This is a genomic window from Kineococcus gurbantunggutensis, from assembly GCF_050871925.1.
Lineage (GTDB): Bacteria > Actinomycetota > Actinomycetes > Actinomycetales > Kineococcaceae > Kineococcus.
The window spans coordinates 23,486-46,487 of sequence record NZ_JBJLSG010000029.1; the positions used below are offsets into that span (position 1 = coordinate 23,486).

Sequence of the window (23,002 nt, forward strand, 5' to 3'; positions counted from 1 at the left end):
GGGCGCGGGCCGCGCGGCCCGTGCCCCCTCTCCCCCGCCGAACCGCCGGGGCTCAGCCCTGCTGCAGCACCTCGGCGGTGGCGCGCACGCCCTCCTGGGTGCCCACCACCACGATCTTGTCACCCGCCCGGAAGCGCTGGGACGGCGCCGGGGAGGGGATGACCTCGCCGGCGCGCACCAGGGCGACGACGGAGGCGCCGGTGCGGGTGCGGATGGCGGCGTCGGCCAGCGTCCTGCCCTCGTAGGGCGAGCCGGGCTCGACGTAGACGCCCTCGGTGGCCAGGCCCTCGATCTGCTCGCGCAGGCGCGCCAGGCGCTCGATGACGCGGGGCTGGCCCAGCAGCTCGGCCAGCACCTCGGCCTCGTCGGGGTCGAGGTCGACGACGGAGTGGCAGGCGTCGGGGTCGTCCTGCGAGTAGACGAGCAGCTCGCGCTCGCCGCCGCGCGTCGAGATGACGCCGATGCGGCGGCCGCGAGCGGTGGTGAAGTCGTGCCGCAGCCCCACGCCGGGCAGCTTGGTCTCTTCCAGGTCCACGGTCTCCAGTGTCCTCCTGGGACGGGGGAGCCGACGACGGGGGCGACGGCTGTCCCCCGGACGCCGCAGCGTCCACCCCCCTCAACGCCGGCGCCGCGCCGCGCCATCCCGGGCCCGCGGCCGGCGCGGGACCCGCCGGTGTGGCTCTGGTCACACTGCTTGCCCGGCGCCGGGGCGTGGTGCAGTATCCGTCGCACCGCGACGCTGCGACCACACGGGCGAGGGCGCCGCGGGGGTCGGGGTCGCGGGCGATCCCCTCCGGACCCGCCGCTGGCGCGGCGCCGGGGGCGCTCCCGCAGCACCGGTCGCACCTGAAGACCGCCCGGGAGCACCAGCGACCGGGTCCGTTCCACTCGGATCGTCCGGCACGTACCTGCCGGTGGAAGGACACGACGATGGCCACGGTCACGTTCGACAAGGCGACCCGCATCTACCCCGGTGGCGACAAGCCCGCCGTGGATGCCCTGGACCTGCACATCGAGGACGGCGAGTTCCTCGTCCTCGTGGGCCCGTCCGGCTGCGGCAAGTCGACCTCGCTGCGCATGCTCGCCGGTCTGGAGGACGTCAACGGCGGTCGCATCCTCATCGGCGACCGCGACGTCACCACGGTCCCCCCGAAGGACCGCGACATCGCGATGGTGTTCCAGAACTACGCGCTCTACCCGCACATGACGGTCGCCGACAACATGGGCTTCGCCCTGAAGATCGCCGGCACCCCCAAGGACGAGATCAAGCGCCGCGTGCAGGAGGCGGCGAAGATCCTGGACCTGGAGCAGTACCTCACCCGCAAGCCCAAGGCCCTCTCCGGCGGCCAGCGCCAGCGCGTGGCCATGGGCCGCGCGATCGTGCGCCAGCCGCAGGTGTTCCTCATGGACGAGCCGCTGTCGAACCTGGACGCCAAGCTGCGCGTGCAGACGCGCACGCAGATCGCCTCCCTGCAGCGCCGCCTGGGCGTCACCACCGTCTACGTCACCCACGACCAGGTCGAGGCCATGACGATGGGCGACCGCGTGGCCGTCCTCAAGGACGGGCTGCTGCAGCAGGTCGACACCCCCCGCCGCATGTACGACCACCCCAACAACGTCTTCGTGGCCGGCTTCATCGGCTCCCCGGCGATGAACCTGCTCACCCTGGACGTCACCGACGGCGGGGTGCGCCTGGGCGACACCGTGCACCCGGTGGAGCGCACGGCGCTGGCCGCCACCGGCGACAAGCTCACCCTGGGTGTGCGCCCGGAGGACCTGGAGCTGTCCGAGCGCGGCCTGCCGGTGCAGGTGGAGGTCGTCGAGGAGCTCGGCGCGGACGCCTACATCTACGGCTCGCTGGCCCAGCCGGGCAAGGAGGCGCTGCAGGTCATCGCGCGCGTCGACGGCCGCCGTCCCCCGGAGAAGGGCTCCACGGTGCACTTCACCCCCAAGATGGGCCACGTGCACCTGTTCGACCAGCACTCCGGTCAGCGCATCGAGTCCTGAGCGACCCCAGCACGACGTCGCGGGCCGCCACCCCCAGCAGGGGTGGCGGCCCTCGCCGCGTCCGGGCCCGGCGCCCGCGCGCCCGCCCTGAGAGGATGACCGCGTGAGCGCGCCCACCACGACCTCGCTGCAGATCACCGCGGCCAGGCCCTACCCCGAGCTGCTGGACCTGCCCTGGGACGTCCCGCTGGAGGAGTGGCCCGAGGAGCACCTCGCCGCCCTGCCCCGCGGCATCTCCCGGCACGTCGTGCGGTTCGTGAAGCTGGGCAACCGGGTGCTGGCGGTGAAGGAGACCAACGCGGAGATCGCCCACCGCGAGTACCGGATGCTGCGCCTGCTCAACCGGCTCGAGGTGCCCTGCGTCTCCCCCGTGGCCGTCATCACCGGCCGCGCCGACCGCGACGGCGAGCCCCTGAACTCGGTGCTCATCACGCGGCACCTGCAGTACTCCCTGCCCTACCGCGCCCTCTACAGCCAGACGCTGCGCCCGGACACCGCCAAGCGCGCCGTCGACGCCCTGGCCGTCCTGCTGGTCCGGCTGCACCTGACCGGCTTCTACTGGGGCGACGTGTCGCTGTCGAACACGCTGTTCCGCCGCGACGCCGGCGCCTTCGCCGCCTACCTCGTGGACGCCGAGACCGGCGAGCTCTACGACGAGCTGTCCACCGGCCAGCGCGAGTACGACCTGGACGTGGCGCGCACCAACATCGCCGGCGAGCTCATGGACGTCGTCGCCAGCGGCGCGCTGGAGGTGGACATGGACGACGTCCTGGCCATCTCCGACCGCATCATCTCCCGCTACCGCGCCCTGTGGTCGGAGCTGACCGAGCCGGAGTCCTTCGAGCGCGGCGAGCGCTGGCGCGTGGAGGCGCGCATCCGGCGCCTGAACGACCTCGGCTTCGACGTCGGCGAGCTGGCCATCACCACCGACATCGACGGCACCACCGTGCGCATCGAGCCCAAGGTCGTCGACGCCGGCCACCACTCCCGCCGCCTGCTGCGCCTGACCGGCCTGGACGCCGAGGAGAACCAGGCGCGCCGCCTGCTCAACGACCTCGACTCGTACATGGCCGCCACCGACCGGCAGAACGAGGACGAGGAGATCGTCGCCCACGACTGGATGGGCGAGGTCTTCGAGCCCGTGCAGCGCGCCGTGCCGCGCGAGATGCGCGGCAAGCTGGAGGGCCCGGAGCTGTTCCACGAGGTGCTGGAGCACCGCTGGTACCTCTCCGAGCGCGCCGGCCGCGACGTCGGCCTCGACGAGGCCGTGCACTCCTACGTCGAGAGCGTGCTGCCCTCGAAGCCCGACGAGCGCGCCGTGCTCGGCGTGGACACCCAGGCGATCCGCGTCATCGCGGAGCGCTGAGAACCCTGGAGGACGAACGTGCCCGCTGACCGCAAGCCCCGCGTCGCGCTCACCGGCGCCGCCGGCAAGCTGGGACGGGTCGTGCTGCGCGACCTGCTGGAGCACGGCTGGTCGGTCCTGGCGCTGGACCAGGTGCGCCCCTCCACGCTGCGCGAGGGCGACGACGCGCAGTTCCTGCGCATCGACCTGACCGACCACGGGCAGGTGCTCGAGGCGCTGGCCGGGCGCACCGACGAGCGGCCCGGCCCCTTCGACGCCGTCGTGCACCTGGCCGCGGTGCCCGCCCCGGGCCTGCTGAGCAACTCCGCGACGTTCCGCAACAACTCCGCCGCGACCTGGAACGTCTTCGACGCCGCGCGCGCCGCGGGGGTGCGCAACGTGGTGTGGGCCTCCAGCGAGACCCTGCTCGGCCTGCCCTTCGACGACGCCGACCCGCCCTACGCGCCGCTGGACGAGGAGTACCGGGTCCGCCCGGAGTCCACGTACTCGCTGGTGAAGGCGCTGGAGGAGGAGATGGCGCACCACTTCTGCCGCTGGCAGCCCGAGCTGACGATGACGGGCCTGCGCTTCTCCAACGTCATGCACGTGGAGGACTACGCGGCCTTCCCCTCCTTCGACGCCGACCCGCGGCTGCGCAAGTGGAACCTGTGGGGCTACGTCGACGCCCGCGACGGCGCCCAGGCGGTGCGGCTGTCCCTGCAGCGCACCGGCCCGGGCGTGGAGGTGTTCGTCATCGCCAACGCCGACACCGTGATGAGCCGCTCCTCGGCCGAGCTCATGGCCGAGGTGTACCCGGACGTGGAGGTGCGCGGCGAGCTGGGCGAGCACGAGACGCTGCTGAGCATCGCCAAGGCCCGCCGGCTGCTGGGCTTCGAGCCGCAGCACAGCTGGCGCGACCACGTCTGAGGCGCGCCGTCGCGCGGTGCTCCCCGGCCGGGGGGCACCGCGCGGCGCGGCTCAGGCCGCGGGCTGCTGCGGCAGCGCGAGCAGGAAGCCGCGCAGGCCGGCGAGGTCGTCGGTGTTGACGTGGTCCACGTGCGCGGCGACCAGCTCGCGCCAGACGGCCTCGCGCTCGGGGCCGGGCTCGTCCGGGGTGGCCCAGAACCGCACCTGGCGCCCGGCCAGGTGCGCGGCCCGCACGAACTCGTGCAGGCGGGTGCGCTCGGCCTCGGGCATCTCCCCGACGCCCTTCCAGGTGAACAGGTTGTTCCAGTTGTCGCTGACCAGCGGCATGAAGTCCGGGTCGGCGCCGCTGGCCAGGTCCCCCGAGCGGCCGTCGTAGGCGGCGTTGCGCACCGGCTGGCGGGCGATGAGGTCCAGCGGCCGGTTGCCGGAGACGACGGCGCTGACCGCGCCCGGCGCGGCGTCGTAGCCCTCGTCGGTCATCGTGTAGGTGGTGAGCATCCACGGGTCGCGCGCGTCGTACCAGGCCAGCGCCTCGTCGATCGCGGCGTAGGTGCTCACCGCCTCGGTCTTGATGTCGATGAGCAGCTGCACCGGCCGCCCGTCGCCGAAGACGCTGCCGCGGTGGTGCTCGGTGAACCAGGCCAGCGGGTCCAGGTACAGCGACTGCAGGGTGCGGGCGGGGTCCAGGTCCCACGGGTCGTGGGCGACGAGGAGCTGGCCGTCGACGAGGTACACGTCGGCCTCGACGCTGGTGAAGCCGTGGTCCAGGGCGTCCAGCAGCGGGCGCTCGTGCTCGTAGTCGTTGTGGGCGTGGGCCTGCGGCAGCGGCTGCACGGCGGGCGCCGGGGCGGGGGCCGCACCGGGGTCCGCGGCGGCGGCGGTGGCGCCCAACGGGATCAGGGCGGCGCCGCCGAGGGCGGCGAGCAGGGCGGTGGCGGATCGGCGCACGGGGTCCTCCGTCGTCGGGTGCGGGACGGGGGTGGACGCTACGTGGTGATCACGTCACGCGGGCGAACGCGGGACGACCGCCCGCCGAACAGCCCCCGCCGGGGCCGCGGCCCCGGCGGGCGGCGACCCGGCGGGCGGCGCCTCAGCGGTGCCGGGCGACCTCGTACAGCGCGATGCCCGCGGCGACCCCGGCGTTCAGCGACTCCACCGCCCCGGCCATCGGGATGCTCACCACCTGGTCGCACGTCTCGCGGACCAGCCGCGACAGCCCGGCGCCCTCGGCGCCGACCACCACGACCAGCGGCCCGGCGGCCAGGTCCAGCTCCGGCAGCAGCACGTCGCCGTCGGCGTCCAGGCCCACGACGAACAGCCCGGCGTCCTTGTACTCCTGCAGCGCGCGCGTCAGGTTCGTCGCGCGCGCCACCGGCACCCGCGCCGCGGCACCGGCCGAGGTCTTCCACGCCGAGGCGGTCATGCCCGCCGCGCGGCGCTCGGGCACCACGACGCCGTGCCCGCCGAAGGCGGCCACCGAGCGCACCACTGCGCCGAGGTTGCGCGGGTCCGTCACCCCGTCCAGCGCCACCACCAGCGGCGGGCGGCCCGCGTCGGCGGCGGCGTCCAGCAGGTCCTGCGGGTGCGCGTAGTCGTAGGGCGGCACGGAGGCGGCCACGCCCTGGTGCACCGCGCCGTCGGTCAGGCGGTCCAGGTCGGCGCGCGAGGCCTCCAGCAGCGGGATGCCGCGGTCGCCGGCGGCGGAGAGGACCTCCTTGACGCGGTCGTCGGAGTCGATGCGCGCGGCGACGTAGATCCCCGTGATCGGCAGCTCCGCGCGCAGCGCCTCCACGACGGAGTTGCGCCCGGCGATCCACTCGGTCTCGCCGGTCTTCTTCGCCGTGCGCCGCGCCGGCGGCCGCCCGCCGGGGCGGGGGTTGGTCGTGGCGGCGCGGTGCGCCGCCTTCGCCGCGCGCGCCGCGGCCGGGTGGCCGGTGCGCTCGGTCGCCTTCGGCGTGGGGCCCTTGCCCTCCAGGGACCGGCGGTTCTTGCCGCCGGTGCCGATGGAGGGGCCCTTCTTGCCCTTGCTGACAGCGCCTCGGCGCTGGGAGTTGCCGGCCACTACTGCTCGCCCTCCAACGTCCACCGGGCACCGGTGGGCGTGTCCTCGATCACGATGCCCGCGTCCTTGAGCGAGTCGCGCACCGCGTCCGCGGTGGCGAAGTCGCGCGCGGCGCGGGCGGCCGCGCGCTCCTCCAGGCGGGCGCGCACCAGGACGTCCAGCGCGTCGCGCGCCGCGTCCGAGGTGCCCGCCCGCGAGACCCACGGTTCGCCGAGGGGGTCCAGGCCCAGCACGTCCAGGCCGGCGCGCACGTGGCCCAGGGCCAGCGCCAGCGCCTGCTCGTCCCCGTCGGCCAGCGCCTGGTTGCCGCGCCGGGCCGCCTCGTGCAGCGACGCCAGCGCCGCCGGGGTGGCCAGGTCGTCGTCCATGGCGGCGGCGAACTCCGCCGAGACCGCGCCGGCGGGCGCGTGCGCCCCCAGCCGCTCGGCGGCCCGGCGCACGAAGCCCTCCAGCCGCGAGTACGCGGCCTCGGCCTCCACCAGCGAGGTGGCCGAGTGCTCCAGGGCGGTGCGGTAGTGCGCGGAGACCAGGTAGTAGCGCAGCACCACGGCGCGGTGCTCGCGCAGCAGGTTCGGGATCCCCAGCACGTTGCCCAGCGACTTGCTCATCTTCTCGCCGGCCATCGTCACGAAGTGGTTGTGCAGCCAGAAGTTCGCGAACCCGTCCCCGGCCGCGCGCGACTGCGCCTGCTCGTTCTCGTGGTGCGGGAAGCGCAGGTCCAGCCCGCCGCCGTGCACGTCGAAGCGCGGGCCCAGGTAGCGCCCGGCCATCGCCGAGCACTCCAGGTGCCAGCCGGGCCGGCCGCGCCCCCACGGGGTGTCCCACGAGGCGCTGGCCGGCTCGCCGGGCTTGGCGCCCTTCCACAGCGCGAAGTCGCGCGGGTCGCGCTTGCCGCGCGGGTCCGCGTCCGCGGCGGGCTCCATGTCCTCCAGCCGCTGGTGGGTCAGGCTGCCGTACTCCGGCCAGGAGCGGACGTCGAAGTAGACGTCGCCGGAGCCGTCGGCGGCGGGGTAGGCGTGGCCGCGCTCGACGAGCCGGCCGATCAGCTCCACCATCTCCGGCACGTGGCCGGTGGCGCGCGGCTCCACCGTGGGCGGCAGCACCCCCAGGGCGTCGTAGGCGGCGGAGAACTCCCGCTCGAAGCGGGCCGCGTGCGCCCACCACTCCACGCCCGCCTCGGCGGCCCTGGCGAGGATCTTGTCGTCGATGTCGGTGACGTTGCGCACCAGCGTCACCTCCAGGCCGCCGGCCGTCAGCCAGCGGCGCAGCACGTCGAAGGCGACCTGCGCGCGCACGTGCCCCAGGTGCGGGGAGGCCTGCGGCGTGGCGCCGCAGACGTACACGCCGACCCGCCCGGGCCGCAGCGGGACGAAGTCGCGCACCGCGCCGGCGGCGCTGTCGTGGAGGCGCAGGGTCACACGGCAAGGCTACCGGCCGGGGGCGGCACGGCCCGCCGCTCGCCGGGCCCGCCCGGCACCCGCTCGTCTAGGGTCGGGACCATGGCCTGGACCGTTCCCGCGATCATCTCCCGCAGCAAGGGCGCCCCCGTCGAGACCGCGGACGTGCTCGTCCCCGAGCCGGTCGCCGGCGAGGTGGTCGTCGACGTGGCCGCCTGCGGGGTGTGCCACACCGACCTGCACTACCGCGAGGGCGGCATCAACGACGACTACCCCTTCATGCTCGGCCACGAGGCCGCCGGCACCGTGGCCGCGATCGGCGAGGGCGTCACGAACGTGGCCGTGGGCGACACCGTCGTGCTCAACTGGCGCGCGGTGTGCGGTCAGTGCCGCGCCTGCAAGCGCGGCCGGCCGCAGTACTGCTTCGCCACCCACAACGCGACGCAGAGGATGACCCTGACCGACGGCACGCCCCTGGCGCCGGCGCTGGGCATCGGCGCCTTCGCGCCCAAGACGCTGGTGGCCGCCGGGCAGGCCACGAGGATCGACACCTCGATCTACGACGGCTCCAGCGCCTCCTTCGACCCGGCCGTGGCCGGGCTGCTGGGCTGCGGGGTGATGGCCGGCATCGGCGCGGCGGTGAACACCGCGCCCGTGCAGCGCGGGGACACCGTGGCCGTCATCGGCTGCGGCGGGGTGGGGTGCGCCGCGGTCGCCGGGGCGGTCCTGGCCGGGGCGCGCCGGGTCGTCGCGATCGACGTGGACGACAGGAAGCTCGCGTGGGCGCAGCAGCTCGGCGCCACCCACGCGGTGAACTCCCGCGGTCTGGACGAGGACGGCGTGGTGGCCGCGGTGCAGGCGCTCACCGACGGCTTCGGCGCCGACGTCGTCATCGACGCGGTGGGCCGGCCCGAGACGTGGCGGCAGGCGTTCTACGCGCGCGACCTGGCCGGCGTCGTGGTGCTGGTGGGCGTGCCCACCCCCGAGATGCAGCTGCAGGTGCCGCTGCTGGACGTCTTCGGCCGCGGCGGGGCGCTGAAGTCGAGCTGGTACGGCGACTGCCTGCCCGAGCGCGACTTCCCCGCGCTGCTGGAGCTGCACGCGCGCGGGCGCCTGCCGCTGGACGCCTTCGTCACCGAGCGCATCGGCCTAGGCGACGTGGAGGAGGCCTTCGCCACCATGAAGCGCGGCGAGGTGCTGCGCAGCGTCGTGGTGATGGACAAGTGAGCGCGCGCGTCGAGCACCTGGTCACCTCCGGCACCTTCAGCCTGGACGGGCAGACCTTCGACGTCGACAACAACGTGTGGATCGTCGGGGACGATTCCGAGGTCGTCGTCCTGGACGCCCCGCACGACGTCGACGCCATCGCCACCGCGGTCGGCGACCGGACGCTGCTGGCGGTGCTGGCCACCCACGCCCACGACGACCACGTGCGCCGCGCCCCCGAGCTGGCGCAGCGGTTCAGCGACGGGGGGCACCGGGTCCCGGTGCTGCTGCACCCGGCCGACCGCGAGGTGTGGGAGCTGACCCACCCCGGGGTGCCCACCACCGACCTCGTGCACGGCGAGGTCGTCGCCGTGGCCGGCGCCGAGCTGCACGTGCTGCACACCCCCGGGCACACCCCCGGCTCGGTGTCGGTCTACGCCCCGTCCCTGGGCACCGTCTTCACCGGCGACACCCTCTTCGCCGGCGGCCCCGGCGCCACCGGGCGCTCCTTCTCCAGCTTCCCCGCGATCGTCGCCTCGATCCGCGACGTGCTGCTGGGGCTGCCGCCGGAGACGCGCGTGCTCACCGGCCACGGGCAGAGCACCACGATCGGCGACGAGGCCCCGCACCTGCAGGAGTGGGTGGACCGCGGGCACTGACCTGCCCGCCCCGCCCGCCCCGCCGCCGCCCGCCGAGCCCCCGCCCGCCCGCTCCGGGGGGCCGGCGGCGGGGCGCGACGAGTGGCGGTGCGCCCCAGGCCTGGGAGCATCGTCGCCGTGAGTGATCCCGCGGGTTCGACCCGCACCGTGAACACCGTCGAGCGCGGCATCGCCGAGGCGTCCCGCTGGGCGCTGCGCCTGCTCGTGCTGGGCGTCGGCGTGGCGGGGCTGCTGTGGCTGCTCGGCAAGGGCTGGTCCCTGCTGCTGCCGCTGCTGCTGGCCGTGCTGCTCAGCGCGATCCTGTGGCCGCTGGCGCAGGTCCTGCGGGCGGTGCTGCCCCGCTCCATCGCCGCGCTGGTGGCCATCCTCATCCTGGTCGCGGTGGTCGTCGGCATCTTCGCCGCCCTCATCCCCAACGTCGCCAGCCAGGCCGGCGACGTCGCCGACTCGGCGGTCGCCGGGCTGGAGCAGGTGCAGGGCTGGGTCAACGGCCCGCCGCTGAACCTCGGCGGGGAGGAGATCGGCAACCTCGTCGACCAGGGCGTCAACGAGCTGCAGAGCAACGCCCAGAACATCGCCCTGGGCGTCGTGGGCGGGGTGGGCACCGTCGGCGCGAGCATCGGCTCGGGCCTGGTGACGTTCCTGCTCGTGCTGGTGCTGACGTTCTTCTGCCTGTCCGACGGCGACCGGCTGCTGCCGTGGTCGCGCCGCTGGATGGACGCCACCACCCACCACCACGCCACCCAGCTGGGCACGCGGGTCTGGGCGACGGTGCGCGGCTACATCATGTCCCAGGCCGCCGTGGCCCTGGTCGACGCGCTCTTCATCGGCGTGGGCCTGTGGATCATCGGCGTGCCGTTCGCGCTGCCGCTGGCCGTGGCCATCTTCTTCGCGGCGTTCATCCCCATCGTCGGCGCCGTCGTCACCGGCGTGCTGGCCACGCTGGTGGCCCTGGTCACCCTCGGCTGGGTGCAGGCGCTGATCGTGCTGGGCATCGTGCTGCTCGTGCAGCAGCTGGAGGGCAACGTCCTGCAGCCCCTGCTCGTGGGCAAGACCCTGGCGCTGCACCCGGCGGTCGTCATCGGCTCCGTCACCATCGGCGGCACCCTGTTCGGCATCACCGGCGCGTTCCTCGCCGTGCCCGTCGCCGCGATCATCACCGTGGTGCTGCGCTACGTGCACCACGTGCTGCTGCCCGACGAGCCGGAGAACCCCGCGGTGGAGGAGAAGAAGCACCCGCGCCGCCGCCGCGTGCCCTCCCCCGACGAGCAGCCGGCGGGCGGCGCGACCGGTGTGGACGCCACGACCGGTTCGACCGGTTCGACCGGTGCGTCCGTGGCCGAGGACGCCCCCCGGGGCGGCCGGCGCCCCTGACCCCCGCCCCCTCCCCCGGCCCGTCGCGGTGCTCCGCGGCGGGCCGGCGCGCGTCCGGGACCGGCCGGGCGGGACGGAGCGCTCAGGCGGGCGGGACGGGCACCACGAGGGCGGTGGCGACGGCGGCGACGCCCTCGCCGCGGCCGGTGAGCCCCAGGCCGTCCGTGGTGGTGCCGGCCACGCTCACCGGCGCCCCGCAGGCGGCGGAGAGCGCCGCCTCGGCCTCGGCGCGCCGGGTGCCGACCTTCGGGCGGTTGCCGACGACCTGCACGGAGACGTTGCCGATCTCGTAGCCCGCCGCGCGCACCAGGCGCGCCGCCTCGCCGAGCAGGCGCGCGCCGGGGGCGCCGGCCCACTCCGGGCGCGAGGTGCCGAAGTGCGCGCCGAGGTCGCCCAGCCCGGCGGCGGCGAAGAGGGCGTCGGCGCAGGCGTGCGCGGCCACGTCGCCGTCGGAGTGCCCGGCCGGGCCCACGGGCTCCTCCGGCCACAGCAGGCCGGCGACGCGGCACTCGCGCCCGGCCACCAGGGGGTGCACGTCGACGCCGGTGCCGACGCGCGGCCAGCCGGTGCGGTCGGGGGTCGGTGCGCTCACGCGCGTCCTCCGCTCAGCAGGGCCTCGGCCAGCACGAGGTCGACCGGGCGGGTGACCTTGAAGGCGGAGTCGTGCCCCGCCACGGTGAGGACCTCGTGGCCGAGGGCCTCGAGCATGCCCGCGTCGTCCGTCGCGGGGGCGGCCCCGGCGGCGGCCTCGTGGGCGGCGCGCAGCGGGGCGCAGGCGAAGCCCTGCGGCGTCTGCACCGCGACGAGCTCGCTGCGGTCCACGGTCTCCACCACGCGGGCGCGCGCGTCCACGCGCTTGACGGTGTCGGAGACGGGCAGCGCGGGCACGACCGCGACAGCGCCGCCGCGCACGGCGTCGACCACCTGGCGGAACACCGCGGGCGGGGTGAGGCAGCGGGCCGCGTCGTGCACGAGGACGACGTCGACGTCCGCGGGCAGCGCGGCGAGCCCGCGCCGCACGGAGTCCTGGCGCTCGGCGCCCCCGGGGACCACGACGAGCCGGTGCGCCCCCAGGGGGCTCAGCAGGTCGCGGACGTGCTGCTGCTCGCCCTCCGGGGCGACCACCACGACGACGTCGACGACGCCGGACGCGAGGGCGCGCCGGAGGGCGTGCACCAGCAGGGGTTCACCGGCCACGGGGACCAGGGCCTTGGGCAGGCCCGCCCCGAGCCGCTCGCCCCGGCCGGCGGCCGGGACGACGAGCGCGCAGGTCAGGAGGCCAGGACCTCGTCCAGGAGGGACTCGGCCTTGTCCTCGTTGGTGTTCTCCGCGAGGGCGAGCTCGGAGACGAGGATCTGCCGGGCCTTGGCGAGCATGCGCTTCTCGCCGGCGGACAGCCCGCGGTCCTGGTCGCGGCGCCAGAGGTCGCGCACGACCTCGGCGACCTTGATGACGTCGCCCGACGCGAGCTTCTCGAGGTTCGCCTTGTAGCGGCGCGACCAGTTGGTCGGCTCCTCGGCGTACGGGGTGCGCAGGACCGAGAAGACGCGGTCCAGGCCCTCGCGGCCGACGACGTCGCGGACGCCGACGAGGTCGACGTTCTCGGCGGGCACTTCGATGGTCAGGTCGCCCTGGGCGACCTTGAGGACGAGGTAGAGCTTGTCCTCGCCCTTGATGGTGCGGGTCTTGATCTCCTCGATCAGTGCGGCCCCGTGGTGGGGGTAGACGACCGTTTCGCCGACCGTGAAAGCCATAGAAAGTGACCCCTTTCCCTGCGTCTACCTTACCACGCCCCGGGAGGGCCGAACACCCCTCGCGGACGCGTTTGCGCAGGTCAGAGGCTCGCCGGGCCTCCGGCGCCCCCTTGACACAACCCCGGGGACGTGCTTCGCGCGCGCCCCGGGAGCGCGGCGGCAAGCGCTTGCCCCCGCCCCTCGCGGGCCCCGCGGGGGCCGCGGGAGGGCCCCGCCGCACCCCGCCGGCGCCCCCGTCGGCGCCCGGACACCCGCACCCGGGTGATCGGCTACGACTGCCGGTAGTCTGAACGCGTGAAGCTCCGCCAGCGCGCCGCCGTCGCCCTCGTCACCGCCGCGAGCACCGTGGCGCTCGCAGGCTGCACGGTCTTCTCCCCCGCAGTCACCCTGCGCCCCTACGACCCCAGCGACGGCAAGGGCACGCGCGTTGGCGAGGTCGACGTCCGCAACGCCCTCGTGGTCTCCAGCGGCGTCGACCAGCCGGGCGTGCTGTCCGTCGTCCTGGTCAACTCCTCCGACGCCGACGCCACCGTGACGATCTCCGCCGACGTCGACGCCGGCACCGCCCCGTCGCAGACGTTCCCCGTCGCCGCCGGCGAGTCCCTGCACATCGGCAACCCCACCGGCGCCGAGGGCGCCACCACGGGCGGCGCCTCCGTGGACGGGCCCGCGCAGGCCAACGCGTGGATGCAGATCCCGCAGGTGCCCGCGGTGCCGGGCGAGACCGTCCCGGTGACCTTCAGCGCCGGCGGCGACGAGGTCGAGGTCGCGGCCCCCGTGCTGCTGCCCTGCTTCGAGTACGCCCCGCTGACGCCCACCGCCGCCCCGACCGCCGCCGCCGCCGCGCCCAGCCCCACCGCGAGCGTGGCCTGCGGCCCGGAGACCGGCGACAACCTGCAGCAGGCCGACGACCCCGAGGAGAACGAGACCGGCGGGGAGCCCGAGGCCACGCCGACCGAGGTCGCCGAGGGCGACACCAGCACCGGCATCGGCGGCGACACCCAGGCCGACGCCGAGGGCACCGGCGAGGAGGGCAGCGGGGGCCAGTGAGCCCCGCCGGGGGCGGGCCGCGCGGCGTCGCGCGGCCCGCCCCCGCCGCTCAGCCCTCGAACTTGTAGCCCAGCCCCCGCACCGTCACCAGGTGCCGCGGGTTGGAGGGGTCCGGCTCGATCTTGGCGCGCAGGCGCTTGACGTGGACGTCGAGCGTCTTGGTGTCGCCGACGTAGTCCGAGCCCCACACCCGGTCGATGAGCTGCACCCGGGTCAGCACCCTGCCGGCGTTGCGCAGCAGCATCTCCAGCAGCTCGAACTCCTTCAGCGGCAGCGGCACCTGCTCGCCGCGCACCGTCACCACGTGCCGGTCCACGTCCATGCGCACGCCGCCGGCCTCCACGGTCGTCTGCACCAGCTCCTCCGGCTCCGCGCCGCGGCGCAGCACCGCGCGCACCCGGGCCAGCAGCTCGCGCGAGGAGTACGGCTTGGTGACGTAGTCGTCCGCGCCGATCTCCAGGCCCACGACCTTGTCGATCTCGGAGTCCTTGGCGGTGAGCATGATCACCGGGACGCTGGAGCGGGTGCGCAGCTGCCGGCACACCTCGGTGCCGGGGATCCCCGGCAGCATCAGGTCGAGCAGCACCAGGTCGGCGCCGGCCCGGTCGAACTCCTCCAGCGCCGCCGGCCCCGTGTCGCTCACGGCGACGTCGTAGCCCTCCCGCCGCAGCAGGTAGGACAGCGGGTCGGAGAACGACTCCTCGTCCTCCACCAGCAGGATGCGCGTCACGGTCGGACCTCCAGGGGTGAGTCCTCCGGGTCCGTGCCCGGAGAGCGTCGGGAAGGACCCGCGGCGCCGCGCTGGGCGCGCCGCGGGGGGTCGGGGGTCGCGGTGGCCGGCACCGGCGGGGCGTCCGCGGCCGGCGTGGGCGCCGGCGCCTCCGGCAGGCGCAGCGTGAAGGTCGAGCCCTCCCCCTCGACGCTCCACACCCGCACCTCGCCGCCGTGCCTGCCCGCGACGTGCTTGACGATGGACAGGCCCAGGCCCGTCCCGCCCGTCAGGCGCGAGCGGGCCGGGTCCACGCGGTAGAAGCGCTCGAAGATGCGCTCGAGGTCGGTGGGGCTGATGCCCACGCCCCGGTCCGAGACGGCGATGTCCACCGCCGCCGGGCCGGTGCCCTCCTCGCCGGCGGACGGGCGCACCCGGCGCACCTCCACCACGACGCGGCTGCGCTCCGGGGAGTAGGCCAGCGCGTTGTGCACGAGGTTGCGCAGCGCCGTCACCAGCAGCTCGCGGTCGCCGTTGACCGTCACGCCGCGCTCGCCGGCGACCACGATCTCGGACTCGCGCTGGTGGGCCACCGAGCTGCTGCGGTCGACGGCCTCGGCGACCAGCGCGTCCACCTCCAGCAGCGTCGGCTCGACGGCGTTCTCCTCGGCCTGCAGTCGCGAGAGGTCGATGATCTCCTGCACGAGCTGCGTCAGCCGCTTGGACTCCCGGCGCATCCGGCGGGCGAAGTGGCGCACCGCCTCGGGGTCGTCGGCGGCGTCCTCCACGGCCTCCGACAGCAGCGAGAGCGCGCCCACGGGCGTCTTCAGCTCGTGGCTGACGTTGGCGACGAAGTCGCGGCGCACCGCCTCCACCCGCCGGGACTCCGTGCGGTCCTCCAGCAGCAGCAGCACGTGGCGCGGGCCCAGGGGCGACACGCGCGCCAGCACCACCGCCGGCGGGCGGCCCAGCCCGGCGGCGAGGTCCACCTCCATCTCGCGCAGCCGCCCGTCGCGCCGGCACGCGCGCACCATCTCGCGCAGCTGGGTGTCGGTCAGCTCCCGGCCGGCGACCACGCCGGCGGCGTAGGAGGCGGCGCTGGCCTTGACGACCTCGTCGGTGGCGTCGAGCACCACCGCGGACGAGCGCAGCGCCATGAGCACGTCGCTGACGCCCGGCGGCACGCCCTGGTGCTCGCGCGGAGGCGCCTCGTGGCGCTGCAGGCGGTCGGACACGCGGAAGGCCAGCACGCCGGCGGCACCCGCGAGCACGCCGGCGGCCGCCGCGATGCTGCTCGAGATGTCGCCGACCACGTCTCCAGCCTAAGGTTCTCCTCGACCAGCGCCCGCGCCGCGCGGTCCCCGGTGGGCAGCGCGGCGCCTGATGTTCACGCCCGGGGTGGTGAGCGTTCACCCCGGCCTGGGAACGTGCCGGTCACGGGCGGCCGGCGCGGCACCGGGAACCGCGCCCCCGCCGCCGGCCCGAGGAGAGGCAACCGTGCGCAACGTCTACCACGACGAACTGGTCCACCTGGTCGACACCCTGGTGGAGATGACGAACCTGGCCCGCTCCGCCATGGCGCGCGCCACGACCGCGCTGCTGGACGCGGACCGCGAGATCGCCGAGAGCGTCATCACCGCCGACGAGCGCATCGACTCCCTGCAGCGCGACCTGGAGGAGCGCTCCCTGCAGCTGCTGGCGCGCCAGCAGCCCGTGGCCACCGACCTGCGCGTCGTGGTCACCGCCCTGCGGATGAGCACCAGCCTGGAGCGCATGGGCGACCTGGCCCGCCACGTCGCCAAGCTGGCGCGGCTGCGCCACCCCCAGGAGGTCGTGCCGGCGGAGTACCGCGCCACGATCCTGCAGATGGCCCAGGTCGCCGAGCGCATCGTCACCAAGGCCGGCAGCGTCATCGCCTCGCGCGACGTGGCGATGGCCGCCCAGCTGGAGACGGACGACGACGAGATGGACGTGCTGCACCGCAGCGTGTTCGAGCAGCTCATGCAGCACAGCGGCGAGCACTCCACCGAGGTGGCCGTCGACCTGACCCTGTGCAGCCGCTACTACGAGCGCTTCGCCGACCACGCCGTCTCCGTCGCCAAGAACGTCGTGTTCCTCGTCACCGGCTCGCACGACCCCGAGGAGACCCACGGGCACTCGCTGGTCGGCTGAGCGCACCGGCCCGGCGGGGCCGCACCGGTGTAGCGTCGGCGCCGTGGACTCGCGGTGGCGCCGGCGCCGGCCCCGCCCGCCGGCGGCGGCGGCGCTCTGGGTGCTGTGCGCGGGCGCGCTGGCGGCCGGCTGCTCCGGCGGGGACGAGGCGTCCCCCGCCCCGGCGACCACCACCACCCTGGAGCCCACCTCCTCGCCCGCGGCGAGCACCGGCACCCCCACCGCCCCCGCCCCGGCCTTCGACTGCCCGGTGGTGCAGGAGGCGCAGGAGGAGCTGGACGGCGCCATCGGCGCCGAGCTGGAGCGCCTCGACGTGGACCGCGGCGACCCGCGCGCGCAGTCCGTCTACGCGCTGGTGACCACCCGGGAGGGCCCGGCGTACTACGCGGCCGTGCTGGCCGCCGCGCCGCCGGAGCTGGACGGGGACGCCCGCCTGGTCCTGGACTACTACCGGCGCCTGGCGCAGGCCGCCGGGCCGCTGGACCCCGGCACCGGCTCCACCGCGGACCTCACCGCGGCGGTGGACGCCCTGGACCGCGCCGCCGGCGCCGTGGACGACCCGGCGGCCGGCACCGCCGTCGTCGACGCGCAGGAGCGCCTGCAGGCCGCGCTGGGGCGCGCGTGCAGCGGCGGGAGCGCCACCACGAGCCCGGCCACCACGAGCCCCGGCACCACGGGGCCGGCGACCACGGACCCGGCCACCCCCGCCGGGACGACGACGGCGCCGGCCGCGACGACGGGCGTCACGACCGGCGCCTGAGCACCGCGGGCCTCAGCGGCCCTGGTTGGCCACCGCCTGCACCGCGGCGGCCGCGGCCTGCGGGTCCAGGTACTCCCCGCCGCGCACGAGCGGCTGCAGGTCCGCGTCCAGGCGGTACACCAGCGGGATGCCGGTGGGGATGTTCAGGCCGGCGATGTCGGTGTCGGAGACGCCGTCGAGGTGCTTGACCAGGGCGCGCAGGGAGTTGCCGTGCGCGGCCAGCAGCACGACCTTGCCGGCGCGCAGGTCCGGCACGACCGCGTCCTCCCAGTACGGCAGCATCCGCGCGACGACGTCGGCCAGGCACTCCGTGCGGGGCGCGTCCGCGCCCAGGGAGGCGTAGCGCGGGTCGGCGTCCTGGGAGAACTCCGAGCCCGGCTCGATCTCCGGCGGCGGCACGTCGTAGGAGCGGCGCCACAGCATGAACTGCTCCTCGCCGAACTCCGCGAGGGTCTGCTTCTTGTCCTTGCCCTGCAGCGCGCCGTAGTGGCGCTCGTTCAGCCGCCAGGAGCGGCGCACGTCGATCCAGTGCCGGTCCGCGGCGTCCAGGGCCAGGTGGGCGGTGGTGATGGCGCGGCGCAGCAGCGAGGTGTGCACCACGTCCGGCAGCACGCCGGAGGAGGCCAGCAGCTTCCCGCCGCGCGCGGCCTCCGCGCGGCCCTTCTCCGACAGCGCCACGTCCACCCAGCCGGTGAACAGGTTCCTGGCGTTCCACTCGCTCTCGCCGTGCCGCAACAGGACGAGGGTGTGCGCCGCTTCGCTCATGGCCGCACCCTACCGAGCGGGCCGGGCCCGGGCGGGGCGCCCTCAGCGACCGCCCGCCGCCCGCGCCGCGCGCGCGGCGCGGTAGACCTCCAGGGTCGCCTCGGCGGTGCGCGCCCACCCGAAGTCGCGGGCGCGCTGCGCCGCGCGCGCGCCCAGCACCTCGCGCCGGGCCGGGTCGTCCAGCAGCGCGCGCAGCGCCGCGGCCCACGCGCGCGGCTCGTGCGAGGCCACCAGCACCCCCGACTCCCCGTCCGCCACCGCCGTGCGCAGGCCGCCCACCGCGGCCGCGGCCACCGGCGTGGCGCACGCCTGCGCCTCCAGCGCCACCAGCCCGAAGGACTCGTTGTGCGAGGGCACCACGACGACGTCGGCGGCGCGGTAGTGCTCGGCCAGCTCCGCCCGCGGCACCGGCGGGCGCACCCGCACCACGTCCTGCAGGCCCCGGGCGCGCACCAGCTCCTCCAGGGCGTGCGGGTGCGCGGTGCCCGAGCCGCTCGGGCCGCCCAGGACGAGCACGCGCAGGCGCGAGCGGCGCCCGGGCTGCTCGCGCAGCAGCAGGGCCACGGCCTCCACCAGGACGTCGGGGGCCTTCAGCGGCTGCAGGCGCCCGACGAAGAGCAGCAGCTCGGCGTCGGCGGGCACGCCCAGGCGGGCGCGCGCCGCGGCCCGCCCGCCGTCCGGGGAGAACGTCGCCAGGTCCACGCCCGGCGGCACGACGGCCACCCGGGCGGGGTCCGCGCCGTAGAGCTGCACGAGCTCGTCGCGCTCGGCGGTGGTGTTGGCCACCAGCCGGTCGGCGGCCTCGACGACCTGCTCCTCGCCGATGACGCGCCCGGGCGGCTCGGGGGCGTCCCCGGCGGCCAGGTGCGCGTTCTTCACCTTGGCCATGGTGTGCATGGAGTGCACCAGCGGCACGTCCCAGCGGTCCGCGGCCAGCCAGCCCACCTGACCGGACAGCCAGTAGTGCGAGTGCACCACGTCGTAGTGGTCCTCGGTGTGCCGGGCGCCGGTGCGCAGCATCCCGGCGGTGAACGCGCACAGCTGCCCGGGCAGGTCCTCCTTGCCCAGCCCCTCGTAGGGGCCGGCCGCCACGTGCCGCACCGTCACGCCGTCGCCGGCGGCGACCACCGGCGGCTGCTCGGAGGAGGTGCGCCGGGTGAACACCTCCACCTCCACGCCGCGCGCGGCGAGCTGCCGGGACAGCTCCAGCACGTACACGTTCATGCCGCCGGCGTCGCCGGTGCCCGGCTGCTCCAGCGGCGAGGTGTGCACCGACACCACCGCCACCCGCTCGACGCCCGCGCCCTCGGAGCTGCCCACCGACGCACCCACCGCCCGTCCCGACCGTCCCCGACGGTCCTCGCCGCACCACGACCGCCGCGGGTGGCTACCGTCGGACGGTGCCACCCTCGAGCGGGGACCGCGCCGCGGCGCGGTCCGGCGAGCAGTCTGCCCGCAGGGCTCCCGGACGTCCCGTGGGGACCGTCACGCGCGGCACCACCGGCCCGGACCGGCTGCGGCGCGTGGAGCGGTGGCTGGCCGGCACGCAGGCGCGCCGGCTGCGCGCGGCGGCCGACCCGCTGGTCGTCGACCTCGGCTACGGCGCCCGGCCGGTGACGGTCACGGACCTGCAGCGCTGGCTGCGGCGGGTGCGCCCCGACGTGCGCGTGGTGGGCCTGGAGGTCTCCCCCGAGCGGGTGGCCGCGGCGCGCGCGGCGCTGGCGGGGGTGCCCGGCGCGCCGGTCTTCGCCGTGGGCGGCTTCGAGCTGGCGGTGCCCGGCGGCGGTGACCCGGTGCTGGTGCGGGCCTTCAACGTGCTGCGCCAGTACGGCGAGGGCGAGGTGGCCGCCGCGTGGGAGCTGCTGCGCTCGCGGCTGGCGCCGGGCGGGCTGGTGGTGGAGGGCACCTGCGACGAGCTGGGCCGGCGCAGCACGTGGGTGGCGCTGGAGGCCGGCGGGCCGGTGTCGCTGACGCTCTCGGTGCGCCTGGGCGGGCTGGCGCAGCCCTCGGCCGTCGCCGAGCGGCTGCCCAAGGCCCTCATCCACCGCAACGTGCCCGGCGAGGGCGTGCACGACCTGCTGCGCGCCGCGGACGACGCCTGGGCGCGGGCGGCCCCGGAGGGCACCTTCGGGGCGCGGCAGCGCTGGCTGGCCACCTGCCGGGCGCTGCGCCGGGACTGGCCGGTGCTCGACGGGCCGGCGCGCTGGCGCCTCGGGGAGCTGACCGTGGCGTGGGCGGCGGTCGCGCCGCGCGCCCGCCCGCGCGCGGTGGGGCATGATCCTGCGCACGGGGCCGGCAGCTGAGCGGGCACCCGCGGAGGCAGCCGGAGGTGACCGTGAGCCGACCGTCGCCGGGCGGGCCGCGCCCCACGATCCGCGACATCGCCCGGGTGGCGGGGGTGTCCAAGGCGTCGGTGTCCTACGCCCTGAACGACCTGCCGGGCGTGTCCGCGGCCACGCGCGAGCGCGTCCTGGCCGTCGCCCGGGAGCTGGGCTGGCGGCCCAGCGCCGCCGCGCGCTCCCTCTCGCACGCCCGCGCGCACGCCGTGGGGCTGGCCGTGGCGCGCGACGTGGAGCTGCTGGGCGAGGAGCCGTACTACATGCGCCTGGTGGCCGGCATGGAGGGCGTGCTGGCCACGGAGTCCGTCTCGCTGCTGATGACGGTGGTGCCCGACGCGGGCACCGCGGTGGACGTGCTGCGCCGCTGGTGGGCCGAGCGCCGCGTGGACGGCGTGGTGCTCACCGACCTGCTCGTGGACGACCCGCGCCTGGCGCTGGTGGCCGAGCTGGGCGTGCCGAGCGTGGTGCGCGGGGGCGCGGACGAGGTGCTGCCGGACGCCGGCGGCGGGGCGCTGGCGGTGTCGGTGGAGGACGAGCGCGAACCGCTCGCGCAGGTCGTCGCGCACCTGCTCGAGCGCGGCCACCGGCGCCTGGCGCGCGTCAGCGGCCCCTCGCAGTTCCGCCACACGCGCCGGCGCGACATGGCCTGGCGGGAGGTGACGACCGCGGCGCTGGGGGCGGCGCAGGAGGTCGTCGAGGCCGACTACACCGCCCGCGGCGGCCTGGACGCCACCCGGGCGCTGCTGGCGCGCCCGGCGCCGCCCACCGCGGTCGTCTACGACAACGACGTCATGGCCGCCACGGTGGTCGCCGAGCGCGGCGCGCTGGGGGTGTCGGTGCCCGGCGAGCTGGCCGTCGTGGCCGGGGAGGACTCGATCCTGTGCCGCCTGGCGCACCCGGCGATCACGGCGCTGCGCCGGGACGTGGTGGCCGACGGGGCGGACACGGCGCGGCTGCTGCTGGACCTGCTGGCGGGCCGGGCGCCGGCGCCGCTGCGGCTGGCGGCGCGCGAGCTGGTGGTGCGGGCCAGCTCGCGGGGGGTGCTCACGCCTCCAGCAGCAGCGTCACCGGCCCGTCGTTGACGAGCTCGACGGCCATGTCGGCGCCGAAGCGGCCGGTGGCCACGCGCACCCCGCGCTCGCGCAGGGCGGTGGCCACGGCGTCGACGAGGGGCTCGGCGACCGGGCCGGGCGCGGCGGCGGCCCAGGTGGGCCGCCGGCCCCTGCGGGTGTCGCCGTAGAGGGTGAACTGGCTGACGAGCAGCACGCCGGCGCCGGCCTCCAGGACCGAGCGCTCCCCGCGCAGCACCCGCAGCTCGGCGACCTTGCGGGCGGTGCGCTCGACCTGCTCCGGGCCGTCGCCGTGGGTGACGCCGAGCAGGACGAGCAGGCCGGGGCCGTCGAGCGCGCCGACCTCCTCGCCCTCGACGGTGACCCGGGCCCGGCTGACGCGCTGCACGACGGCTCTCACGGGGCCAGCCTCCCGCACCGCCGCACCGGCCCGGCGGATGGGCGGTCCGGGTGAACGGCCGGGGCGGGTCCGGTGGACCTGACGTGGCGTCACGGTTGCGCGTCTACGATCGGGCGGTGCTCGACGTCCCGGTGGTGATCCCCCTGACGCTGCTGGCGCTGGGCGTCGGCGCGCTGGGCTGCCTGCTGCGCCCGCGCTGGGACGTGGCCGTGGTCACCGGCCTGCTGTGCGCGGTGTGGACGCGGGTGAACTCCCCCGTGGAGGGGCGGGTCCTGCACGCGTGGGCGCCCGGGCGCGGCTTCACCGAGGCGGACCTGGTGGCCGTGGCGGGGCTGCTGGTGGTGGGCTCGGCGCTGCTGCGCTGCGCGGTGGGCGGCGCGCGCGCCCTGCTCGCGGCGCGCCCGTCCTCACCGGGGGCGGGTCCCGGCGGGCGTCACCAGGGGCCGTAGGGGCCCTGGCCGCGGTCGTCGCGGCGCGGGCCGCGGCGCCCGCCGTACTGGCGCACCGCCGGGCGCACGTCCGCCATGTACACGGCGGCCGCGACCACGGAGACGATGCCCAGCAGCCCGGGCATCCCGGCGGCCGAGATGGGCGGCAGGGAGACGAAGCCGATCGCCGTGGCCACGGCCAGGATCGCCACCCAGAAGGTCTTGGTGCGCTTGCCCGCCGCCGTGAACGCCGCGCCCGGGCGGCGCAGCGCGTCGACCAGCGCGAAGGCGGCGAAGGCGAACGCCGCGACGGCGATCACGAGGAGCACGCCGTACTGGACGGTGCCGACGAGGGAGGTCACGTCAGGATCCTACGAGCGACGGGCCCGGCGCGTTCCCCGCGAGCGCGTCCTCAGCGCGCCGCGCCGACCAGTTCACCCAGGCGGCGGTAGCCCTCGCGCTCGGCCCGCGCCACGCGGGCGGAGGGGGGGGGGGGGGGGGGGGGGGGGGGGGCGGCGGCGGCGGGGGCGTGGGGGTGGGTGGGGGGGCGGCGGCCGGCGCGCGCGCGGGGGGGGGCG

The 23,002-nt window shown here is 76.3% G+C and carries 25 protein-coding genes; 12 read left to right on the forward strand and 13 right to left on the reverse strand.

The window, feature by feature from the left end; genetic code table 11:
• Nucleotides 1-52 precede the first annotated feature (52 nt).
• Nucleotides 53-535, reverse strand: coding sequence for a cation:proton antiporter regulatory subunit (locus ACRYR7_RS07975; protein ID WP_432571545.1), 483 nt, complete (start codon nt 533-535; stop codon nt 53-55).
• A 395-nt stretch (nt 536-930) separates the two neighbouring features.
• Between ACRYR7_RS07975 and ACRYR7_RS07980 the strand changes: the two genes are divergently transcribed.
• From ACRYR7_RS07980 to ACRYR7_RS07990, 3 genes are all read left to right on the forward strand, one after another.
• Entirely contained in the window at nt 931-2,007 is a 1,077-nt protein-coding gene (locus tag ACRYR7_RS07980) for an ABC transporter ATP-binding protein (RefSeq protein ID WP_432571546.1), read from the forward strand.
• A 103-nt stretch (nt 2,008-2,110) separates the two neighbouring features.
• Nucleotides 2,111-3,373 (forward strand): DUF4032 domain-containing protein, encoded by a 1,263-nt coding sequence (locus ACRYR7_RS07985; protein ID WP_432571547.1) that lies wholly within the window; start codon nt 2,111-2,113, stop codon nt 3,371-3,373.
• Between the two features lie 18 nt (nt 3,374-3,391).
• Nucleotides 3,392-4,279 (forward strand): NAD-dependent epimerase/dehydratase family protein, encoded by an 888-nt coding sequence (locus ACRYR7_RS07990; protein ID WP_432571548.1) that lies wholly within the window; start codon nt 3,392-3,394, stop codon nt 4,277-4,279.
• A gap of 51 nt (nt 4,280-4,330) precedes the next feature.
• Here ACRYR7_RS07990 and ACRYR7_RS07995 read toward each other — a convergent pair whose 3' ends face one another.
• The 3 genes from ACRYR7_RS07995 to cysS form a co-directional block, all read right to left on the reverse strand.
• Nucleotides 4,331-5,227 carry a phosphatidylinositol-specific phospholipase C/glycerophosphodiester phosphodiesterase family protein gene (locus ACRYR7_RS07995; RefSeq protein WP_432571549.1) on the reverse strand — a complete coding sequence of 299 codons (897 nt, stop codon included), beginning with the start codon at nt 5,225-5,227 and terminating at the stop codon, nt 4,331-4,333.
• 142 nt (nt 5,228-5,369) lie between these two features.
• Nucleotides 5,370-6,341, reverse strand: a complete 972-nt coding sequence (gene rlmB / locus ACRYR7_RS08000) for a 23S rRNA (guanosine(2251)-2'-O)-methyltransferase RlmB (protein ID WP_432571550.1) — start codon at nt 6,339-6,341, stop codon at nt 5,370-5,372.
• Nucleotides 6,341-7,759 carry a cysteine--tRNA ligase gene (gene cysS, locus ACRYR7_RS08005; protein WP_432571551.1) on the reverse strand — a complete coding sequence of 473 codons (1,419 nt, stop codon included), beginning with the start codon at nt 7,757-7,759 and terminating at the stop codon, nt 6,341-6,343. The genes rlmB and cysS overlap by 1 nt, the downstream gene beginning before the upstream one ends.
• 81 nt (nt 7,760-7,840) lie before the next feature.
• Between cysS and ACRYR7_RS08010 the strand changes: the two genes are divergently transcribed.
• The 3 genes from ACRYR7_RS08010 (at nt 7,841) to ACRYR7_RS08020 (ending at nt 10,977) form a co-directional block, all read left to right on the forward strand.
• Complete coding sequence (locus ACRYR7_RS08010; RefSeq protein ID WP_432571552.1) at nt 7,841-8,965, forward strand: S-(hydroxymethyl)mycothiol dehydrogenase; 1,125 nt, start codon at nt 7,841-7,843, stop codon at nt 8,963-8,965.
• Complete coding sequence (locus ACRYR7_RS08015; protein ID WP_432571553.1) at nt 8,962-9,603, forward strand: MBL fold metallo-hydrolase; 642 nt, start codon at nt 8,962-8,964, stop codon at nt 9,601-9,603. Before ACRYR7_RS08010 ends, ACRYR7_RS08015 begins: the two co-directional genes overlap by 4 nt.
• 117 nt (nt 9,604-9,720) lie before the next feature.
• Complete coding sequence (locus tag ACRYR7_RS08020) at nt 9,721-10,977, forward strand: AI-2E family transporter (RefSeq protein WP_432571554.1); 1,257 nt, start codon at nt 9,721-9,723, stop codon at nt 10,975-10,977.
• 82 nt (nt 10,978-11,059) lie between these two features.
• Here ACRYR7_RS08020 and ispF read toward each other — a convergent pair whose 3' ends face one another.
• From ispF to ACRYR7_RS08035, 3 genes are read right to left on the reverse strand one after another with little or no spacing between them, the layout of a single operon-like run.
• Nucleotides 11,060-11,569, reverse strand: a complete 510-nt coding sequence (gene ispF, locus ACRYR7_RS08025; protein WP_432571555.1) for a 2-C-methyl-D-erythritol 2,4-cyclodiphosphate synthase — start codon at nt 11,567-11,569, stop codon at nt 11,060-11,062.
• A complete protein-coding gene (gene ispD / locus ACRYR7_RS08030) occupies nt 11,566-12,252 on the reverse strand; it encodes a 2-C-methyl-D-erythritol 4-phosphate cytidylyltransferase (RefSeq protein WP_432571569.1) in 687 nt (228 codons plus the stop codon). Before ispD ends, ispF begins: the two co-directional genes overlap by 4 nt.
• A complete protein-coding gene (locus ACRYR7_RS08035) occupies nt 12,249-12,731 on the reverse strand; it encodes a CarD family transcriptional regulator (protein ID WP_432571556.1) in 483 nt (160 codons plus the stop codon). Before ACRYR7_RS08035 ends, ispD begins: the two co-directional genes overlap by 4 nt.
• 294 nt (nt 12,732-13,025) lie before the next feature.
• On the opposite strand from ACRYR7_RS08035, the gene ACRYR7_RS08040 reads away from it, so the two are divergent.
• Nucleotides 13,026-13,781: a hypothetical protein gene (locus tag ACRYR7_RS08040; protein ID WP_432571557.1), complete on the forward strand. Its 756-nt coding sequence runs from the start codon at nt 13,026-13,028 to the stop codon at nt 13,779-13,781.
• 49 nt (nt 13,782-13,830) lie between these two features.
• On the opposite strand, the gene ACRYR7_RS08045 is transcribed toward ACRYR7_RS08040, so the two are convergent.
• Nucleotides 13,831-14,511 carry a winged helix-turn-helix domain-containing protein gene (locus ACRYR7_RS08045; protein ID WP_432571558.1) on the reverse strand — a complete coding sequence of 227 codons (681 nt, stop codon included), beginning with the start codon at nt 14,509-14,511 and terminating at the stop codon, nt 13,831-13,833.
• Nucleotides 14,508-15,803 (reverse strand): sensor histidine kinase, encoded by a 1,296-nt coding sequence (locus ACRYR7_RS08050; protein ID WP_432571559.1) that lies wholly within the window; start codon nt 15,801-15,803, stop codon nt 14,508-14,510. The genes ACRYR7_RS08045 and ACRYR7_RS08050 overlap by 4 nt, the downstream gene beginning before the upstream one ends.
• Nucleotides 15,804-15,987: 184 nt before the next feature.
• Between ACRYR7_RS08050 and phoU the strand changes: the two genes are divergently transcribed.
• Nucleotides 15,988-16,662, forward strand: coding sequence for a phosphate signaling complex protein PhoU (gene phoU, locus ACRYR7_RS08055; protein ID WP_432571560.1), 675 nt, complete (start codon nt 15,988-15,990; stop codon nt 16,660-16,662).
• 43 nt (nt 16,663-16,705) lie between these two features.
• The gene (locus ACRYR7_RS08060; protein ID WP_432571561.1) at nt 16,706-17,422 is read left to right on the forward strand and encodes a hypothetical protein; all 717 of its coding nucleotides are present in this window, start codon (nt 16,706-16,708) and stop codon (nt 17,420-17,422) included.
• A gap of 12 nt (nt 17,423-17,434) precedes the next feature.
• Here ACRYR7_RS08060 and ACRYR7_RS08065 read toward each other — a convergent pair whose 3' ends face one another.
• Both ACRYR7_RS08065 and mshA read right to left on the reverse strand, forming a co-directional pair.
• Nucleotides 17,435-18,187, reverse strand: coding sequence for a phosphoglyceromutase (locus tag ACRYR7_RS08065; RefSeq protein ID WP_432571562.1), 753 nt, complete (start codon nt 18,185-18,187; stop codon nt 17,435-17,437).
• Nucleotides 18,188-18,229: 42 nt separating this feature from the next.
• Nucleotides 18,230-19,507, reverse strand: a complete 1,278-nt coding sequence (mshA, locus tag ACRYR7_RS08070) for a D-inositol-3-phosphate glycosyltransferase (RefSeq protein WP_432571563.1) — start codon at nt 19,505-19,507, stop codon at nt 18,230-18,232.
• A gap of 155 nt (nt 19,508-19,662) precedes the next feature.
• Here mshA and ACRYR7_RS08075 point away from each other — a divergent pair, with 155 nt between their 5' ends.
• Together ACRYR7_RS08075 and ACRYR7_RS08080 are read left to right on the forward strand one after the other, a co-directional pair.
• Nucleotides 19,663-20,490, forward strand: a complete 828-nt coding sequence (locus tag ACRYR7_RS08075; protein ID WP_432571564.1) for a class I SAM-dependent methyltransferase — start codon at nt 19,663-19,665, stop codon at nt 20,488-20,490.
• Nucleotides 20,491-20,522: 32 nt separating this feature from the next.
• Complete coding sequence (locus ACRYR7_RS08080) at nt 20,523-21,608, forward strand: LacI family DNA-binding transcriptional regulator (protein ID WP_432571565.1); 1,086 nt, start codon at nt 20,523-20,525, stop codon at nt 21,606-21,608.
• On the opposite strand, the gene dtd is transcribed toward ACRYR7_RS08080, so the two are convergent.
• On the reverse strand, nt 21,571-21,996 hold the full coding sequence (gene dtd / locus ACRYR7_RS08085) for a D-aminoacyl-tRNA deacylase (RefSeq protein WP_432571566.1): 426 nt from the start codon (nt 21,994-21,996) through the stop codon (nt 21,571-21,573). The genes ACRYR7_RS08080 and dtd overlap by 38 nt on opposite strands.
• Before the next feature lie 116 nt (nt 21,997-22,112).
• Between dtd and ACRYR7_RS08090 the strand changes: the two genes are divergently transcribed.
• On the forward strand, nt 22,113-22,445 hold the full coding sequence (locus ACRYR7_RS08090; protein ID WP_432571567.1) for a hypothetical protein: 333 nt from the start codon (nt 22,113-22,115) through the stop codon (nt 22,443-22,445).
• Here the strand turns inward: ACRYR7_RS08090 and ACRYR7_RS08095 are convergent.
• Nucleotides 22,430-22,786 carry a DUF2516 family protein gene (locus tag ACRYR7_RS08095; RefSeq protein WP_432571568.1) on the reverse strand — a complete coding sequence of 119 codons (357 nt, stop codon included), beginning with the start codon at nt 22,784-22,786 and terminating at the stop codon, nt 22,430-22,432. The two genes, ACRYR7_RS08090 and ACRYR7_RS08095, sit on opposite strands and share 16 nt — an antisense overlap.
• Nucleotides 22,787-23,002 lie beyond the last annotated feature (216 nt).

Coding starts and splice junctions, on each gene's coding strand:
- ACRYR7_RS08065 (WP_432571562.1), bottom strand. CDS start 18,187: ATGAGCGAAGCGGCGCACACCCTCGTCCTGTTGCGGCACGGCGAGAGC.
- ACRYR7_RS08035 (WP_432571556.1), bottom strand. CDS start 12,731: ATGGCTTTCACGGTCGGCGAAACGGTCGTCTACCCCCACCACGGGGCC.
- ACRYR7_RS08010 (WP_432571552.1), top strand. CDS start 7,841: ATGGCCTGGACCGTTCCCGCGATCATCTCCCGCAGCAAGGGCGCCCCC.
- ACRYR7_RS07980 (WP_432571546.1), top strand. CDS start 931: ATGGCCACGGTCACGTTCGACAAGGCGACCCGCATCTACCCCGGTGGC.